Origin of the sequence: Alcaligenes sp. MMA (assembly GCF_020907215.1) — a bacterium.
In the GTDB taxonomy this organism is placed as follows: domain Bacteria; phylum Pseudomonadota; class Gammaproteobacteria; order Burkholderiales; family Burkholderiaceae_B; genus Alcaligenes; species Alcaligenes aquatilis.
The window spans coordinates 355934-373288 of the sequence record NZ_JAJJPP010000001.1 but is presented as its reverse complement, the minus strand read 5'-3'; the positions used below and the strand labels follow the sequence as shown (position 1 = coordinate 373288).

The following is a 17355-nucleotide window of genomic DNA, read 5'->3' as shown; positions in this document are numbered from 1 at the left end:
TGACCGCGAAGGTGGCCGTCCGCAATCGGGCGAACGTCGCGAATTCTCTGGTGAACGCCGCGAGCGTCCCGCTTTCGACCGCAACCGCGAAGGCGGCCGTCCACAATCGGGCGAACGTCGTGAATTCTCCGGCGAACGCCGTGAGCGTCCCGCATTTGACCGCAACCGCGAAGGTGGCCGTCCGCAATCGGGCGAACGTCGTGAGTTCTCTGGCGAGCGCCGTGAACGTCCCGCTTTCGACCGCAACCGCGAAGGTAGCCGTCCGCAATCGGGCGAACGTCGTGAATTCTCTGGTGAGCGTCGTGAGCGTCCCGCATTCGACCGCAACCGCGAAGGTGGCCGTCCGCAATCGGGCGAACGTCGCGAATTCTCTGGTGAACGCCGCGAGCGTCCCGCTTTCGACCGCAACCGCGAAGGCGGCCGTCCACAATCGGGCGAACGTCGTGAATTCTCTGGTGAGCGTCGTGAGCGTCCCGCTTTCGACCGCAACCGCGAAGGTGGCCGTCCACAATCGGGCGAACGTCGTGAATTCTCTGGTGAGCGTCGTGAGCGTCCCGCATTCGACCGCAACCGCGAAGGTAGCCGTCCGCAATCGGGTGAACGTCGTGAATTCTCTGGTGAGCGTCGTGAGCGTCCCGCATTCAACCGTGACCGCGAAGGTGGCCGTCCGCAATCGGGCGAACGTCGCGAATTCTCTGGTGAGCGTCGTGAGCGTCCCGCATTCGACCGCAACCGCGAAGGTGGCCGTCCGCAATCGGGCGAACGTCGCGAATTCTCTGGTGAACGCCGTGAGCGTCCCGCATTCAACCGTGACCGCGACAGCCGCCCGCAAACCGGTGAACGCCGTAATTTCTCTGGCGAGCGCCGCGAACGCCCTGCGTTCCAAGGTGACAAGGAAACTTCGGACCGTACCCCTGCTGGAAAAATGCCCAGTGGCTTATTCAAGCCCGCCGGTGACTCGGATGCCTTTCCGCAGTACGTGTCTCCCATCCAGCGTGTAGATAGCCCTCAGGCCCCAAAGCCCGGCCAACGCCTGCCCGATAGCAATATCGAGCAAAATGAGCGCGTCCAGGTCAAGGCCCTGCAAGGCGAACGCTACCGTCTATTTGCACCCTGCCCCCAAGGGCTGGAAGAGGCGCTGTCGCTGGAACTGCAAGCACTGGGTTACGAGAACGTGCAAACCGGCCGTGCCGGCTGCCATTTTGACGCAGACTGGATCGGCGTCATGCGCGCCAACCTGTCCTCAAGACTGGCGACACGCATTTTGCTGGAAGTCTCGCACGCTCCTGTCACCAACGAGGAAGACATTCTGGCCCTGGCCCGCGTAACGCCTTGGGAGCGCTGGTTCGGCCCCGAGCAAACACTGCGCGTTGACACCTCGGCGGTACGCAGCCCCATGCAAAGCCTGCAGTACTGCAATCTGCGCGCCAAAGACGGGATTTGTGACCGCCTGCGAGATCTGGAAGGCGCACGTCCTTCCATCGACACGGTACGCCCGGACGCCAAGGTACATTTGTTCCTGGATGAGACCAGCGCCACCTTCTATCTGGACACCAGTGGCGAGTCCCTGTTCAAGCGTGGCTGGCGTCACGACAAGGGCGATGCGCCTTTGCGTGAAAACCTGGCAGCGGGCCTATTGGTCCTATCTGGCTGGGACCCCAGCAAACCCTTGATCGACCCCTTCTGCGGTAGTGGCACAATTCTGATCGAAGCCGCCTGGATGGCTCTGGGAGCACCTCCCGGAATCTGGCGCCCCTTCCATTTCGAACGTCTGCGCTGCCACGACCAGCGTTTGTGGCGTGACATCAAGGACGAAGCGCGTTCCATGATCGCCCCTCGTCTGGATACCCCGCTCATTGGCTACGACATCAACCCTACCGTTCTGGATGCTGCTCGTTCCAATCTGGAACGCTCGCACCTGACGCTGGAGACGATTCGCTTCGAGCAAGGCGATGCCCTGAAGATTCGCCCCGAGACAGAAGCCGGCTGGATTGTCACCAATCCTCCTTACGGCGAGCGTCTGGAACATCAGGACGAGGACTTCTGGCCAAACTGGGCCAGCAACCTCAAGCAAAACTTCGCCAACTGGAGCGTCAACATGATCAGCAGCGACCTGGAACTGCCGCGTCATATGCGCCTCAAGCCCAAGCGTCGTTACCCACTGTACAACGGCGCTCTGGATTGCCGTCTGTTCTGCTTTGACATGGTTCCGGCCAGCTATCGCAATAACGAAACGGCCCCGGGCACCAGCGAAGATTCGGCCAGCGACGATTAAGCGTTAAACAGTCTTGCACATGCCCCAAGGGCCAAGTCCATATCAATCAATGGCTTGGCCCTTGTTTATAGGGGCGACGTTCCGTTCGCCTCCGATATACGCGATAATGACAGTCTTGCCTGCTTCAAAACGCACCATGACACCCACCTTCACTACCCCTGGCCGCTGGCGACGCTTTGCCTGCATGATGTATGAATCCATCCTGCTGTTTGGCGTTATTTTTACCGCCGGCTATCTGTTTGATACTTTGACCCAAAGCCGTAGCGGCCTGGATCTGCGTCATGTGCGTCAGGTCATTCTGTTTATTGCATTGGGGATTTATTTCGTACTGTGCTGGCGCAAAGCAGGCCAAACCCTGCCCATGAAGACCTGGCATATGCGTCTGGTGAACGAGCAGGGCCAGATTCCTGCCCTCGGTACCCTGCTGCTGCGTTATATTCTGCTATGGCCCCTGCCCTTGCTGGGGGCTTTGCTGATTCAGCTTCTGTCTGGCTACACAGGCTATGCGTCCACGGACCTTCTTATTGTGTTTACGCCTTTTCTGAACTTTATCTGGACCTGGTTCGACAAAGACCAGCAGTTCCTGCACGACCGTCTTAGCAAGACTCGTCTGATCGATGCGCGCCCCACCCGTGTTACTTCGGCGGCCACCTGAGCAGGCAGGCTGCCTCTTCATTTTTTAGTAGTACCGCAAAGTCATGACTGACATTTTAAAAAAATACCTGTTCGCCGACCAAAGCACACGCGCCCAGATTGTCCATCTTGAACAAGCCTGGCAAATGGGGCTGGAACACCAACACTACCCTGCCTGCATCCGCGACTTGCTGGGCGAGTTGGTAGCCGCGTCGGTGCTCCTGGCGGGCAATCTCAAGTTTGACGGCTCCCTGATTCTACAAATCCAGGGTGATGGTCCCATTGCCCTGCTGGTAGTGGAGTGCACCTCGGACATGGACATACGCGCAACGGTTTCGCTGCGTGAGAACCATCCCGTGCCCCAAACCGGCACCTTGCAAACCCTGCTGAATCCGCAAGGCCAGGGCCGCTTTACTGTCGTCTTGGCCCCTCGCCAAAGCAGCAAGGACTTCCGTCCCTACCAAGGCGTAGTTCCGCTGGAAGGTGAAACAGTCGCTGAGGTGCTGCAAACCTATATGCGCACCTCCGAGCAACTGGATACACACTTGTGGCTGGCCGCCGATGAGAACCGCTGTGGGGGTCTTTTGCTACAACGCATCCCACCCCAAGGCGGCCACAGTCTGGCTCAGAACCTGGACACCTGGGAACGCGCTCTGGCGCTGGGCTCCACGGTCCAGACCCAGGAGTTATTGCAACTAGATAGCGACACCTTGATTCATCGCCTGTTTTGGGAAGAAGATCTGCAAGTCTTCGAACCCCAGTCCGTACGCTGGCATTGCCCTTGTTCCCGTCAACGCGTCAGCAATATGTTGCGTATGCTGGGCCAGGCAGAGATCGAGCAAATGCTGGCAGAACAAGACACCATCAATGTGTCCTGCAACTTCTGCGGTAAACCCTATCAGTACGATGCAATCGATTGTGCATCCCTGTTTGTCGACAAGGGCGACACGCAGCCGGGTGATGACACCCTGCACTAGGCCGATGTCTCTACGAGACACTACGCTCGCACAAGTCCCTCTATCGGGCTAGAAGACAGTCAGCCATGATGACAACCATCATGGCTGATTTTTTTTCTTCACTCCATCGCCAATCCGGCTTGGCAGGCTCTCACATCATGGGAGCCCTGCTGGCCATCATCCTGCTTAGCTGGCTGGTGCTGGACGTGCTGACGCTGTACTCCTTGCGCGTACGCCTACAGCACGGTCTGTTACAGGCCGCACGCCAGGCCAGCGTGCATCATGCCCAGCCTGAAACCATTGCCTTGGCATTCGGCCAAACACTGGCCGCTGCCAACGTGCCCCTACACGATCAGTGGCAAATCCAGATTCTGTCTCCCTCAGTGCAGGCTTTTATGCAGTACGGCAAGCCCTCCGGGCAGCATAAGGGGCGTGCAAGTATTACCCAAGGCTGGCAGGCGCTGCAAGACGGGCAAGCCAGCCACGGCGGCCCCAGCATCTACCAGGCCAACACACTACACTTGTACCTGCTCTATGCCCATAAGCCAGGGCCTCTTTCCTTGCTTCGCCTGCTACCCAAGTTTGCCGCCAGTATGCCCAGTCCTTCAGGTTCGGCAGCAGTCTGGCTACGCCTGGAAATCAGACACCCTATGCAGTCCGATGCAGTGCAGTGGGATGACTTAGCTGACGGTCGAGTTATCTATACCCAGCAAACTGAAAACGCGCTTGCCTTGCCAGTTTCCCAAACAGGCTGGTCAGCAGATAGAGAGCCAGCGGGAATACCATCGACGGATGGGAGTGGTCGTCTTCCCTCATGGAATGACTCTGTTCAAGGACCAGGTGATGGCACCCACTCTCCAGGACCTGCCGCCCCCACCCCAGACTCAGGAGGAGCTGACTCCCTGCCCCCAAACCCCGCCTGCTACTAACTGCAGCGCGACCCAAGGCGGGCGTCAGGTGTCGGCGGCATAGGACGCTATAAACGCATTCCTGCCCAAGCGGGAGACAGAATTACAACCCGTTGTGGCCGTAGTCAGGGCAGTAAAGAAGACCAAGAAGAAAGAAAGTGCAGATAAGGCGATCACAAAACCCACAAAGCCAAAGGGACTTCATAGCCACTGCGCCACTGACTCTTATCCTGAAATGACTGGCACTTAAAACCAAGTCCCATTCAGGCCCACATCCAAGGGGCGCAACAAAGCCCGGATCAACGACCCAAACATAAGGTAGAAGAATAATCAGAACTGAACTGGCTGATCAGCCATTCCAGCAGCGCCTTGCGCGCTACTTCTTAGCGTGGGCTGGCTGTCGTGGCAGCCGAACCACCGGGAGGCACGATCTGCACAAAGATCTCGCCTTCACGCATCATGCCAAACTCGCTACGGGCCCGCTCTTCAACGGCATGAGTACCCGAACGTAAATCCTGAACCTCAGCCAGCAAAGCGTTATTACGCGCTGTCAGGGCTTCATTGGTTTCTTTTTGCGCGACCAGCTTGGTCTGCATTTGCCGTACGTCCAGCCAACCGCCTTTGCCCCACCATAAAGCGTAATGGGTTACCAGGGTCAAACACAGCAGGAGCAGAACGATCAGGCGCATGGCGATATAAGAACCGGGTCTTACGACCCGGTCCATCAAACAGAATTAGCGCAGATTATAGAACGCTTCACGACCTGGGAAGGTAGCAACTTCTGCCAATTCTTCCTCAATACGCAACAACTGGTTGTACTTGGACATGCGATCAGAACGGGACAAGGAGCCTGTTTTGATCTGCATGGCGTTCGTCGCCACCGCGATGTCCGCAATGGTGGAATCTTCGGTTTCACCCGAGCGGTGCGAAATCACGGCGGTGTAACCAGCGCGCTTGGCCATCTCAATAGCGGCAAAGGTTTCGGTCAGGGTGCCGATCTGGTTGATCTTGATCAGGATCGAGTTACCGATACCCAACTCGATCCCTTTCTTCAGAATCTTGGTGTTAGTCACAAACAAATCGTCACCAACCAACTGGATCTTGTCGCCCAGTTGCTGGCTCAGAATGCGCCAGCCGTCCCAATCGTCTTCGGCCATGCCGTCTTCGATGGAGATGATGGGGTACTTGTCGCACCAGTTTGCCAACAGGTTGGCAAAGTCTTGCGAGCTCAGGGACACGCCGCCTTCGCCAGCCAGGTGGTATTTACCATCGCGGTAGAACTCGGAAGCCGCGCAGTCCAGGGCCAGAGCAATCTGGGTGCCAGGCTCGTAGCCAGCTTGCTCGATAGCACGCAGAATCAGCTCGATCGCGGCTTCGTGGTTGGCCACGTTCGGAGCAAAACCACCCTCATCGCCCACCGCAGTGGACATGCCCTGATCGTGGATCAGGCCTTTGAGGGTGTGGAAAACTTCTGCACCCATACGCAGCGATTCGCGGAAGCTCTTGGCACCCACGGGCATGATCATGAACTCTTGCAAGTCCAGGGTGTTGTTGGCGTGTGCGCCACCGTTGATGACGTTCATCATCGGCACAGGCATGGCCATGGCACCGCTGCCACCAAAGTAACGGTACAGGGACAGACCCGAATCATCAGCAGCGGCACGGGCCACCGCCATACTGGCAGCCAGCATGGCGTTCGCGCCCAGGCGGCTCTTGTCTTCGGTGCCGTCCAGCTCGATCAGGGTGCGATCGATAAAAGTTTGTTCTTGAGCATCCAAGCCCATCAAGGCTTCGGAGATCTCTGTGTTCAGGTTCTCGACAGCGCGCAAAACACCTTTGCCCAGGTAACGGCTCTTGTCACCATCACGCAGCTCCAACGCTTCGCGAGCGCCAGTGGATGCACCAGAAGGAACGGAGGCACGCCCCATAGCGCCCGATTCGAGCAATACATCACACTCCACCGTTGGATTACCACGGGAGTCCAGAATCTCGCGGCCAATAATATCTACGATTGCACTCATGATTTTGACAGTCCTGCCTGAAGTAGCATTAAGCTAGATAAGTTAAACAATCCTGCTGCCGGGCGTATCGCCGTAAACCGATATGAAGATCAGCTTGAAAAGGCGCCTAGCCTGGAAGTTGAAAAGATCAGCAAGCGCGACAGCTATAGTGCAATCAGCGCCCCTGCCCTCCTGCTAAAACAGGATTGTACCTGCCCATGACACAGCCGTGCCATGTCTGGTCTCGAAAGCTGGAAAAAAGCCGGGACTCCAGCCCCTGCCTTCGTCCTGATCGAAACCGGCACATGTTTATTATCACCAGAAATTCCGAGACTAGGCGGCGTCTCTGTAAATACAAAAAGTACCGATACGTCTCAAAGTAAATCTTTGTCGGCCGCTTTCAACAAGGCGCTTTCCCAGTTGCCCAACAAGGTGATCAACTGGTTCAAGTCCTGGTCGGAGAAATCTTGCAGCATGGCCTCCACTAGGCGGCGGCGACGCGGCAAGGTGGCCTCAACCAGCTCACGGCCAGCAGGACTTAGGCGCACATTGGTCAGCCGATTATCCTGCTCATCGGTGAAGCGCTCAACCAGCCCCAAGGACTCAATGCTTTTAAGCTGCCGTGTCACCGCAGCCGGATCAATGCGCAGCAAGCGAACCAACTGCTTTTGAGACAGGCAGCCGTTCTCTTGGTACAAGCCAATCAGGACACGCCAGCGTGGCAAGGGCATGCCCAACTGCTGGTCAAACGCCGCCATCAGACTGCGATAGGTGCGCCCCAATTGCTGAGCCGCTTGAAGTTGCGGAAATTCATTCATCATGTTCAAGATTGTTCTTGACGATTAAACCGTATTGGCGGCACTTTACGTACCCAATAGAAACACCAGACTATCAGCAGCAAGGTCACGGCCATACCCATATTGACGGCATGCGCCAGAGCATCGCGGGCCAAGCCCAGATACATCTGCCCGTCCAGCCCGGCCTGCTCCAGAAACTGTGACTGCTGGCTTGCACTCATCAAGACTTGCGGGTCTTGCAGCGCGTTAACGACATTTGCAGGCAAAGCCGTCAATTGCGTGCGGATGGATTCGCCATATTGGTAATTGATCAAGGCTCCGACAACAGCAGTTCCCAACATGCCGCCCACCATGCGCATGGACTGTAGCATGGCCGTGGCAATCCCCAGCATGGAACGCTCTACAATTTCCTGCGCAAACACCGTCAAATTCGGCATGATGAAACCAACCCCGGTTCCGGCAATCGTGGCGTACAGGACAAAATGCCAGTGCGGATCGGTTTTCTGGATGAACACCATGCCCAGACAGGCAATCGTCAACAACGTCAAGCCCAGGTACAACATCAGGGTGGGACGACGCAGCCGCGTAATCATACGGCCATTAATGATACTGCCCACCGTAATGAACACGACCAAGGGGGTGACCAATAAACCGGCTGTTTGAGGGCGTAGACCATACCCCCCTTGCAACAACAAAGGCGCGTAGAACAAGAGACCAAACAGGATAAAGCCCAAACCGGCAGACAGAACCAGCAAGGAGAATTGAGCAGGACTACTGAACAGAACCAAGGGCAACAAAGGTTCCGCAACCCGCCGCTCCCAACTGACCAATAAGACAAAAGCGGCCACACTACACAGCCCCAACAAGACCATCAAATAGCTGCCACCATAGTGAGGCAGCAGCTCTACCAATAGTTGAACACAGGCCAAACCGACCATCAGCAAAAAAGCGCCCAGATAATCCAGGCGAACTTGGGTTTGACGAAAGTGACGAATCTGCGGCAGGTAGCGATAGACAAAATACAGGCTGAGTAAGCCAACAGGCAGGTTGACATAAAACACAGAGCGCCAGCCGTAGTGCTCGGTCAAAATCCCACCCAGAAAAGGCCCTATCCCGTTCGCAATCCCAAAGGACGCGCTAAGCATCACTTGCCAGCGCAAACGCACTCGAGGATCGGGAAACAGATCAGGCACACAGGCAAATGCCGTCCCTACCAACATGCCCCCGGCTATGCCCTGCAAGGCCCGCGCAAGCACCAACTGCAGCATGCTTTGCGCCATGCCACAGAATACAGAGGCCAAGGTAAAAAGGACAATGGACACCAGCACGAAGCGGCGGCGTCCATAAAAATCCCCCAAGCGACCAAAGATAGGTACGGTAATCACCGAAGTCAGCAAATACGCGGTTGCCACCCAGGCATACAGCTCAAAGCCATGCAGCTCGGACACGATGGTGGGTAAGGCTGTCCCGACCACGGTCTGATCAATGGCTACCAACATCACCACAAAGCACAAACCCATCATCGCTAATATAGATTCTGTGACGGACAAGACACGCCCCGGCGTCTTCTGCGTCGATTCTGCTGCGTTTACCATTTCTATTGACCACACAATTATTGCCTAGTCAACGATTCTACGGGGGACTGAAAAACCTGACAAGTACGGCCTGAATCAACCCCTGTCCCGCCATCCCGATACACAATAACGATCACCTGCAGAGCCATGCTCTCCACGCACATCTGTTCCACAGGAAAACAGTATGAATATCATGATTATTGGTGCCAGCATGGGTCTGGGTCGCGCCTTGATGGACGGCTTGGCCCAAGATGGCAACACACTGTATGGTGTGGCCAGACGGCCACCCAGCACCTTGGCCAGCTCCCTGCACCCAGACCCCAGCGCCCATCAGCATTGGATCAGCGCCGACTTGTCCGAGCCTGACGCCGCCAGCCAATTGGCAACCGCCTGCCCGGACTTGCTGGATGTCCTGATCTATAACCTGGGAATCTGGGAAGACACGGCATTCAGCCCGGAATACGATTTTCTATCGCAGTCCGATCAAGCTTTGCGCCGCCTGGTTGATGTAAACCTGACCGGCGCGTTATTGGCTATACGCCACTTGCTACCCAATATGCTGCGCAGCAGCCAGCCCCGCTTGATTCTGACAGGCTCCACTTCGGGCCTTCGCCAAAGCGGTCGACCGGAAGTTGCTTTCGGGGCAACGAAATTTGCCTTGAGTGGTTTAGCTGACAGCCTGCGCGAAGGTTATAGGAATCAAGGCCTGGCCGTCACGTGTCTGCAACTGGGCTATCTGAATACGGAAGATGGCCTGGATGTTCCGCTGCGGGCTGCCGCTGAACGGGACCAAAGCCAGACAATTCCAGTCCATGACGTCCTCACCATTGTGCGCAGCCTGCTGCAACTGTCTCCCGCCAGCTTTGTCCGCGAGCTTACTCTGCCTGCCCTGCGTGATCCACGTTTTTAAACCGCAAGCGTCGCCACGTATTCACAAGGGGCATGGGACGATAAGGAAAGGAAAAAGCACTCTCTGCGGCTGATAGAGCACCTGGTGACGCTGAAAAATCCGCCCGCTCGCACCTGCCTTCAGGCACAAAGACATTCGGCATTCGGCATTCGGCATTCGGCATTCGAGAGCATTAAAACAAGAGCAACGCCTTCAGGCAATAGTGGTCGAGCAGGTCGAATCTATGCCTGCAAGCATAGAAAAAGGGAGTGTTTTCGCACTCCCTTTTTCTGCCTGTCTAGATGGAATAGCCTGTTTTTACAGACCTTGCACCACGTACATGGTCATTTTGGCCGCACCTTCACGCGCTTTACGGGCACGACGGTATTCCTCGGAATCATGGAAAGCCTGGGCCTGTTCCAGCGTGTCGAACTCCATGACCACGGTACGCAAAGGCGCATTGCCTTCCAGAGCGACCGTTTCGCCACCACGCACCAACACTTTCACATTGTGAGCTTTCAGGGCAAGGCTGGAAAACTCCTGGTACTGCTTGTACTGTTCGGGGTTGCTTACTTCGACATTCGCAATCAAATATGCAGGCATACTGTCTCCAAAACTATTTTTAATAGCCGTGCTGCAGGGCACCGCTGTTTTTAACAATCGAATCGATCTGTTGCAGCGTCCGCAGCAAATCTGACATCTGTGACAGGGGAACGGCATTGGGGCCATCAGACAAGGCCTTGTCCGGATTAGGATGAGTCTCCATGAACACGCCAGCCACACCTGCTGCAACTGCGGCACGCGCCAGCACGGGAACAAACTCACGCTGACCACCCGACGAGGTGCCCTGCCCACCCGGCAACTGCACCGAGTGAGTGGCATCGAACACGACCGGGCAATCCGTGGCGCGCATGATCGCCAAAGAGCGCATATCGGATACCAGATTGTTGTAGCCAAACGAAGCGCCACGCTCACAGACCATGATGGTGGAGCCATCACCGCCCATTTCCATTGCCGCTGCACGTGCTTTTGCCACCACCTGCACCATATCCTGAGGCGCCAGGAACTGGCCTTTCTTGATATTCACGGGTTTCAGGGTAGCGGCACAGGCTTGAATAAAGTCGGTCTGACGGCATAGAAAAGCGGGGGTTTGCAACACATCCACCACGGCTGCCACATCATCGACCTGATCTTTGTCGTGCACATCGGTCAGGACCGGCACTTTGTAGTGCGAGCGCACATCCGCCAGAATCTGCAGACCTTCCGCCATGCCGGGACCACGATAGGACTTATCCGAGCTCCGGTTGGCCTTGTCAAACGAGCTTTTGTAGATAAAGGGGATACCCAGAGCCGAGGTAATCTCGGCGAGTTGACCCGCTGTATCAAACGCCATTTGACGCGACTCAATCACACAAGGGCCAGCGATCAGAAAAAAGGGGCGATCCAGGCCAACATCGTAACCGCATAAATCCATAATAGACCTCGTTTCAGTATTGCTGCATTCTCCCACATTCCAGACAGCGATGCTGCATCACCGTGCAGCATACTTGTCTGCCTAAATGAAAAAGCCCGCATAGCGCGGGCCTTTTCAGTCATACCAAGTTATCAAGCCGTTTTTTTCTGGCGCTCCAGAGCAGCTTTGATATAGCTGGTAAACAGCGGGTGGCCATCACGCGGGGTCGAGGTGAATTCCGGATGGAATTGCACACCCATGAACCAAGGATGATCAGGCAGTTCCATGATTTCTGGCAGGTTCTCGGTAGGAGTACGAGCCGAGATTACCATACCCACTTCTTCCAGGCGCGGCACGTACAAGGTGTTGACCTCGAAACGGTGACGGTGGCGCTCGTTGACTTCTGGGCCATAAATGGCTTCAGCGCGCGAACCAGGTTTCACGGGGCAACGCTGTGCGCCCTTGCGCATGGTGCCGCCCAGATCGGAGGTGCCATCACGGTGTTCAATCTTACCTTCACGATCAGCCCATTCGGTAATCAGGGCCACTACCGGGTGCACGGCGGATGGATCGAACTCGGTGGAGTTCGCGCCCACCAGATTGCCCACATTGCGAGCAAACTCGACCACGGCCAATTGCATGCCCAGGCAAATGCCCAGGAATGGCACGCCGTTTTCACGAGCGTATTGAATGGCGCGAATCTTGCCTTCAGTACCACGTTTGCCAAAGCCACCTGGGACCAGAATGGCATCCAGACCTTTCAAGCAATCCGTACCTTCATTCTCGATCACTTCGGAATCCAGGTACTCGATATTGATACGGGTGCGAGTATGGATACCGGCATGAACCAGCGCTTCGCTTAGCGACTTGTAGGATTCGGTCAGGTCTACGTACTTGCCAACCATACCAATGCGTACTTCGTGCTCTGGATTCTCCTGTGCCTGGACCAAACGATCCCACATGGAAAGATCTGCCGGTGGAGGCGACAAGGCCAAGGCATCGCACACCAAGCTGTCCAGACCTTGCTTGTGCAGCATGGCTGGAATCTTGTAAATGGAATCCGCATCCCACACCGAAATCACGGCGTCCATGGGCACGTTGGAGAACAGCGAAATCTTGGCTAGCTCGTCATCAGGAATGACACGATCGGCTCGGCACAACAAAGCATGGGGGTGAATACCGATTTCACGCAGCTTTTGCACCGAGTGCTGGGTAGGTTTGGTCTTGAGTTCGCCAGCCGATGCAATGAAAGGCACCAGTGTCAGGTGAACAAAAGCGGTGTTGTTACGGCCCAGGCGTAGGTTCATCTGGCGGGCAGCTTCCAGGAAAGGCTGGGATTCGATGTCACCCACTGTGCCGCCAATCTCGACGATGGCAACATCAGCCTCGCCATTGTAGGCAGCCTTGGCGCCACGAATGATGAAGTCCTGGATTTCGTTGGTGATGTGCGGGATAACCTGCACGGTCTTGCCCAGATAATCCCCGCGACGCTCTTTGCGCAGCACGGATTCGTAAATCTGGCCCGTGGTGAAGTTGTTGACCTTGCGCATGCGAGCGGAAATAAAGCGCTCGTAGTGGCCCAGGTCCAGGTCAGTTTCCGCACCATCCTCAGTAACAAACACTTCACCGTGCTGGAAGGGGCTCATGGTGCCCGGGTCTACGTTGATGTAGGGATCCAGCTTGAGCATAGTCACGCGCAAACCGCGGGACTCCAGGATGGCAGCCAGGGATGCAGCCGCAATACCTTTGCCCAGGGAGGACACAACGCCTCCCGTTACGAATACATATTTGGTGGTCATTATAAAAGGCGCCTGAGGTCAAATCAGGCGATAGCGGGAAATTTGGATTATAACGGCAAGCGCCCATGCTTGGCGACCCGACAAGTGGCATTTCACAGCGGAAATACCACTTGTCCTTGCAACTATTGACAACAGCAGACGGTGCGATCAGATCGCCTGCGTCCTTTGCTCAAGCCATGTACGTGCCTCACCCTGAACACGGGGCAAGAGACGTTCGCGCACTTGCTGATGATATTCATTGAGCCACTGACGCTCGGCAGCGGTCAGTAGTGCGGCATCTATACAACGCGTATCAATGGGGCACAAGGTCAGGGTTTCAAAACGCAGAAATTGCCCGTACTCGCTGCGCATGGCTGGTACCGCCGCCACCAGATTCTCGATACGAATGCCCCACTGGCCGGGACGATACAAGCCAGGCTCGTTGGACGTAATCATACCGGCACGCATGGCCGAATGAGGTCCGATACGGCCTCGCCAGGAGATAGACTGCGGACCTTCATGCACATTCATGAAGTACCCCACGCCATGTCCGGTGCCATGACCGAAGTCCAGCCCCTGTTCCCACAAAGGCTGACGCGCCAGCACATCAATTTGCTGACCGGCAATGCCTTCCGGGAACACCAGCATGGACAAGGACACCATGCCTTTGAGCACCAGCGTGAAGTCACGAATCTGCTCGGCAGATACCTGCCCCACCGGCACCACTCGGGTGATGTCCGTCGTCCCCCCCTGATACTGCCCGCCCGAATCAATCAGCAGCAAGCCATTGCCATCAATACGGGCATGGGACTGCTGGGTAGCCTGATAGTGCGGCATGGCGCCATTGGCGTTATAAGCAGCAATCGTGCCAAAACTAGGGCTGACAAAGCCTTCCTGACGAGCACGGGCAGCGCAGATATGTTCATCCACATCCAGCTCGTTCACGTCGCTTTGCTGCTCAAACCAGGCAAAGAACTCGCATAAGGCAGCGCCGTCTTTTTCCATGGTTTCACGCACATGATCCAGCTCGGCATCGGTCTTGCAGGACTTGAGCAATTGAGCGGGATTGATGTACTCCACTACATTCAAATGTGCCGCCAGTTGCGCCGCCCAAGCCGTGGTCCGCGCCATATCCAGCAGGATAGGCATGGACGCGGGTAAAGCACGCATGAAGGACGACAACTCGGTATAGCCTTGAACTTGCACGCCGTCCAAAGCCAGCGCCTCCTGTATGCCTGCCGACAGCTTGTTGCTATCCACAAACAGAAATGCCTGATCCGGGCCAATCAACAAGTACGACAGGAACACCGGGTTATAGGACACATCACTGCCGCGCAGATTCAGGGTCCAGGCAATATCATCCAGTGCGCTCAGCAAATGCCAATGGGCGCCCTGCTCCTGCATGGCGGCCCGGGTGCTGCTCAAGTTTTCCTGACGAGTACGGCAGGCAAAAGGGGGCAGATGCTCCACCACCTGGCCAACAGGCGCAGCAGGCCGGTCCGTCCAGATCGGGCTGAGCAAATCGGCTTCCAGCACCCACTCCAGCTCCGGCGTGGCCTTTTGCCAGGCCAGCAGACTTTGTGCCGACACCGACTGGCTATCGAGCGCGACTCGCGACTGGGCAGGCAAATGCTCCGCCAGCCAATTGGCTGGCTCCGGCACGCCGACCTCGCCGGCACGTTGCAATTGAATGCCGCTGCCGTCCAGCTCCTTGGCTGCCTGCTCCCAATAACGGCTATCGGTCCACAAGCCAGCCCAATCGGCCGTCACCACCAAGAGCCCGGCCGATCCGACAAATCCGCTGAGCCACTGACGGCTTTTCCAGCGATCAGGCAGGTATTCAGACAGATGAGGGTCGGATGTAGGCCAGATGCTTGCCTGCACGGACTGAAATTGCATTTGTTCGCGCAGCGCCTGCAAGCGTGCGGCAACGGGGGGATGGGCCATGCCAACTTCCTTTACATAAACAGCGTTCACGCACCGATCAAACATAAAAAAAGCTCCGACTCGCGCCGAAGCTTTTTAAGCCAGAGAGACCGATCAGGCCACCGCACTGACGTCCAGCGGGACGCCTGTCTTGGACTGAATGTACTCAAGGCTGACTTCTGGTGCCAACTCAAGCAACTTTAAACCATTTTCCGTCACTTCCATCACTCCCAGATCGGTAATGATGAGGTCAACCACCCCCACGCCTGTCAGGGGCAAGGTGCAAGCAGGCAGAATTTTCAGGTCTTCCGTGCCATCTTTCTTGGTGGCCACGTGCTCCATCAGGACCACGACACGGCCAACGCCAGCGACCAGATCCATGGCACCGCCCATGCCCTTGATCATCTTGCCAGGGATCATCCAGTTGGCCAGATCACCCTTTTCCGACACCTGCATGGCGCCCAGAATCGCGATATTGATCTTGCCGCCACGAATCATGGCAAACGAGTCTGCCGAGGAAAAAATGGACGAACCGGGCAAGGTGGTGATGGTTTGCTTGCCAGCGTTGATAAGGTCCGCATCAATCTTGTCTTCGGTCGGAAAGGGGCCAATGCCCAGCAAACCGTTTTCCGATTGCAGCCAGACTTCAATGCCCTCGGGCACGTGGTTGGCAACCAGCGTAGGCAAACCAATACCCAGGTTGACGTAAAAGCCGTCCTGAAGCTCCAGGGCGGCGCGTGCCGCCATTTGATCTCTATTCCAAGCCATTATTATCTTGCCTCGCTAATCAGGAAGAACGAACGGTACGCTGTTCAATGCGCTTTTCAGGCTGTGCATTGAGCACGATACGGTGCACATAAATACCGGGCAAATGCACATCATCCGGGTCCAGGCTGCCGGTCTCGACAATTTCCTCGACCTCGACAATGGTGATCTTGCCAGCCATGGCCACGTTCGGGTTGAAGTTGCGCGCGGTCTTGCGAAACACCAGGTTGCCGCTGCGGTCGGCCTTATAAGCTTTGACCAGTGACACATCGGGCACCAGGGCCTCTTCCATCACGTATTGCTGACCGTTGAACTCGCGAATTTCCTTACCCTCAGCCACGATGGTGCCCACGCCTGTTGCGGTAAAGAAAGCAGGAATGCCTGCACCACCGGCACGCAACTTTTCAGCCAATGTGCCCTGAGGGGTGAAGTCCAGCTCCAGCTCGCCGGCCAAATACTGACGTTCAAACTCTTTGTTCTCGCCCACGTAGGAGGAAATCATCTTGCGGATCTGACGAGTTTCCAACAACTGACCCAGACCAAAGCCATCCACCCCGGCATTATTGCTAATGCAGGTCAGGTTTTTGACTCCGCTATCGCGCAGCGCAGCAATCAGCGCTTCGGGAATTCCGCACAAGCCGAATCCACCTACCGCGACTGTCTGTCCGTCGGCAACGACTCCCTGCAACGCCTCCTTGGCGCTTGGATAGACTTTATTCAATTGACTCTCCAATAACTCTTTAATTGGCCTAAACAGCAAACTTTGTCCAATAATGCCGCTATGCACCATAAGGTGCTATCAGGCATTCTACGACTTGACTACGCTTTCCGTATACGTAAAGCTTAACCCTGAAAAACCGAGTGTATCTGTTTACGCTCATCTTCGGTCCAAGGTTGAGAGCCACCTTGGGGGTTAATGGACACTAGCACACAGCGACCACGTGCATAAATGACATCAGCTTGATTTGCGTCACCTACAAAGACTTCCAGCTCAATGCTGCTGCCGCCGACTTTCAATAATTTATGCACAATCCGAACAGTCGCCGGATACAGAATCGAACGCAGGAAATCCAGGCTGGCATGAGCCAGCACCCCGGTACGTGGAGAAGGTGGCACCATGCCCAGCTTCATCATTAACTGAACACGCGCTTCCTCGATGTAGCGAAAGTAAACCGTATTGTTAACATGATTCATGGCATCCAGATCGCCCCAGCGCACGGCAATATCAAAAGTGGCTCCTGCACCAGAATCTACTACTTGTGTCATTACATGCTCTCCTTACTGATATTTACTGATGAACCCGGAAGCGGACGGACACCCCCCCTAGCCTCTGAACTCAAAACGGGATTGCTCAGACTACAATACAATCGACCGTACGCACAGTACACGAATTTCACCCGC

16 protein-coding genes are annotated in these 17355 nt (G+C 56.0%); 5 read left to right on the top strand and 11 right to left on the bottom strand.

The features are described 5' to 3' along the window. Positions 1 to 925: 925 nt before the first annotated feature. The 4 genes from LNA76_RS01635 (at position 926) to LNA76_RS01620 (ending at position 4793) form a co-directional block, all read left to right on the top strand. Positions 926 to 2275 (top strand): THUMP domain-containing class I SAM-dependent RNA methyltransferase, encoded by a 1350-nt coding sequence (locus LNA76_RS01635; RefSeq protein WP_230018760.1) that lies wholly within the window; start codon positions 926 to 928, stop codon positions 2273 to 2275. Between the two features lie 106 nt (positions 2276 to 2381). Then, complete coding sequence (locus LNA76_RS01630; protein WP_162496899.1) at positions 2382 to 2930, top strand: RDD family protein; 549 nt, start codon at positions 2382 to 2384, stop codon at positions 2928 to 2930. Positions 2931 to 2973: 43 nt separating this feature from the next. After that, on the top strand, positions 2974 to 3885 hold the full coding sequence (gene hslO / locus LNA76_RS01625) for an Hsp33 family molecular chaperone HslO (RefSeq protein WP_094197271.1): 912 nt from the start codon (positions 2974 to 2976) through the stop codon (positions 3883 to 3885). Positions 3886 to 3950: 65 nt separating this feature from the next. Continuing rightward, a complete protein-coding gene (locus tag LNA76_RS01620; RefSeq protein ID WP_230017723.1) occupies positions 3951 to 4793 on the top strand; it encodes a TadE/TadG family type IV pilus assembly protein in 843 nt (280 codons plus the stop codon). A 362-nt stretch (positions 4794 to 5155) separates the two neighbouring features. Here the strand turns inward: LNA76_RS01620 and ftsB are convergent, their stop codons facing one another. The 4 genes from ftsB to LNA76_RS01600 form a co-directional block, all read right to left on the bottom strand. After that, positions 5156 to 5497, bottom strand: coding sequence for a cell division protein FtsB (gene ftsB, locus LNA76_RS01615; RefSeq protein ID WP_230017720.1), 342 nt, complete (start codon positions 5495 to 5497; stop codon positions 5156 to 5158). A gap of 9 nt (positions 5498 to 5506) precedes the next feature. Further along, the gene (gene eno / locus LNA76_RS01610) at positions 5507 to 6793 is read right to left on the bottom strand and encodes a phosphopyruvate hydratase (RefSeq protein WP_009456510.1); all 1287 of its coding nucleotides are present in this window, start codon (positions 6791 to 6793) and stop codon (positions 5507 to 5509) included. Between the two features lie 353 nt (positions 6794 to 7146). After that, positions 7147 to 7593, bottom strand: a complete 447-nt coding sequence (locus LNA76_RS01605) for a MarR family winged helix-turn-helix transcriptional regulator (RefSeq protein ID WP_094197273.1) — start codon at positions 7591 to 7593, stop codon at positions 7147 to 7149. 2 nt (positions 7594 to 7595) lie between these two features. Then, positions 7596 to 9164, bottom strand: a complete 1569-nt coding sequence (locus LNA76_RS01600) for an MFS transporter (RefSeq protein WP_108727738.1) — start codon at positions 9162 to 9164, stop codon at positions 7596 to 7598. A 163-nt stretch (positions 9165 to 9327) separates the two neighbouring features. Here LNA76_RS01600 and LNA76_RS01595 point away from each other — a divergent pair, with 163 nt between their 5' ends. Beyond that, on the top strand, positions 9328 to 10053 hold the full coding sequence (locus LNA76_RS01595; RefSeq protein ID WP_230017718.1) for an SDR family NAD(P)-dependent oxidoreductase: 726 nt from the start codon (positions 9328 to 9330) through the stop codon (positions 10051 to 10053). A gap of 297 nt (positions 10054 to 10350) precedes the next feature. Here the strand turns inward: LNA76_RS01595 and LNA76_RS01590 are convergent, their stop codons facing one another. The 7 genes from LNA76_RS01590 to LNA76_RS01560 form a co-directional block, all read right to left on the bottom strand. After that, positions 10351 to 10635 carry a DUF1330 domain-containing protein gene (locus LNA76_RS01590; protein ID WP_094197276.1) on the bottom strand — a complete coding sequence of 95 codons (285 nt, stop codon included), beginning with the start codon at positions 10633 to 10635 and terminating at the stop codon, positions 10351 to 10353. A gap of 19 nt (positions 10636 to 10654) precedes the next feature. After that, the gene (kdsA, locus tag LNA76_RS01585; protein ID WP_166726999.1) at positions 10655 to 11506 is read right to left on the bottom strand and encodes a 3-deoxy-8-phosphooctulonate synthase; all 852 of its coding nucleotides are present in this window, start codon (positions 11504 to 11506) and stop codon (positions 10655 to 10657) included. Between the two features lie 131 nt (positions 11507 to 11637). Beyond that, on the bottom strand, positions 11638 to 13284 hold the full coding sequence (locus tag LNA76_RS01580) for a CTP synthase (protein ID WP_094197277.1): 1647 nt from the start codon (positions 13282 to 13284) through the stop codon (positions 11638 to 11640). Positions 13285 to 13431: 147 nt separating this feature from the next. Beyond that, on the bottom strand, positions 13432 to 15210 hold the full coding sequence (locus tag LNA76_RS01575) for an aminopeptidase P family protein (protein ID WP_230017716.1): 1779 nt from the start codon (positions 15208 to 15210) through the stop codon (positions 13432 to 13434). Positions 15211 to 15303: 93 nt separating this feature from the next. Then, complete coding sequence (locus LNA76_RS01570; RefSeq protein ID WP_042482349.1) at positions 15304 to 15957, bottom strand: CoA transferase subunit B; 654 nt, start codon at positions 15955 to 15957, stop codon at positions 15304 to 15306. 19 nt (positions 15958 to 15976) lie between these two features. Continuing rightward, entirely contained in the window at positions 15977 to 16675 is a 699-nt protein-coding gene (locus LNA76_RS01565) for a CoA transferase subunit A (RefSeq protein ID WP_094197279.1), read from the bottom strand. Between the two features lie 122 nt (positions 16676 to 16797). Continuing rightward, the gene (locus LNA76_RS01560) at positions 16798 to 17220 is read right to left on the bottom strand and encodes an acyl-CoA thioesterase (protein WP_108727741.1); all 423 of its coding nucleotides are present in this window, start codon (positions 17218 to 17220) and stop codon (positions 16798 to 16800) included. Positions 17221 to 17355 lie beyond the last annotated feature (135 nt).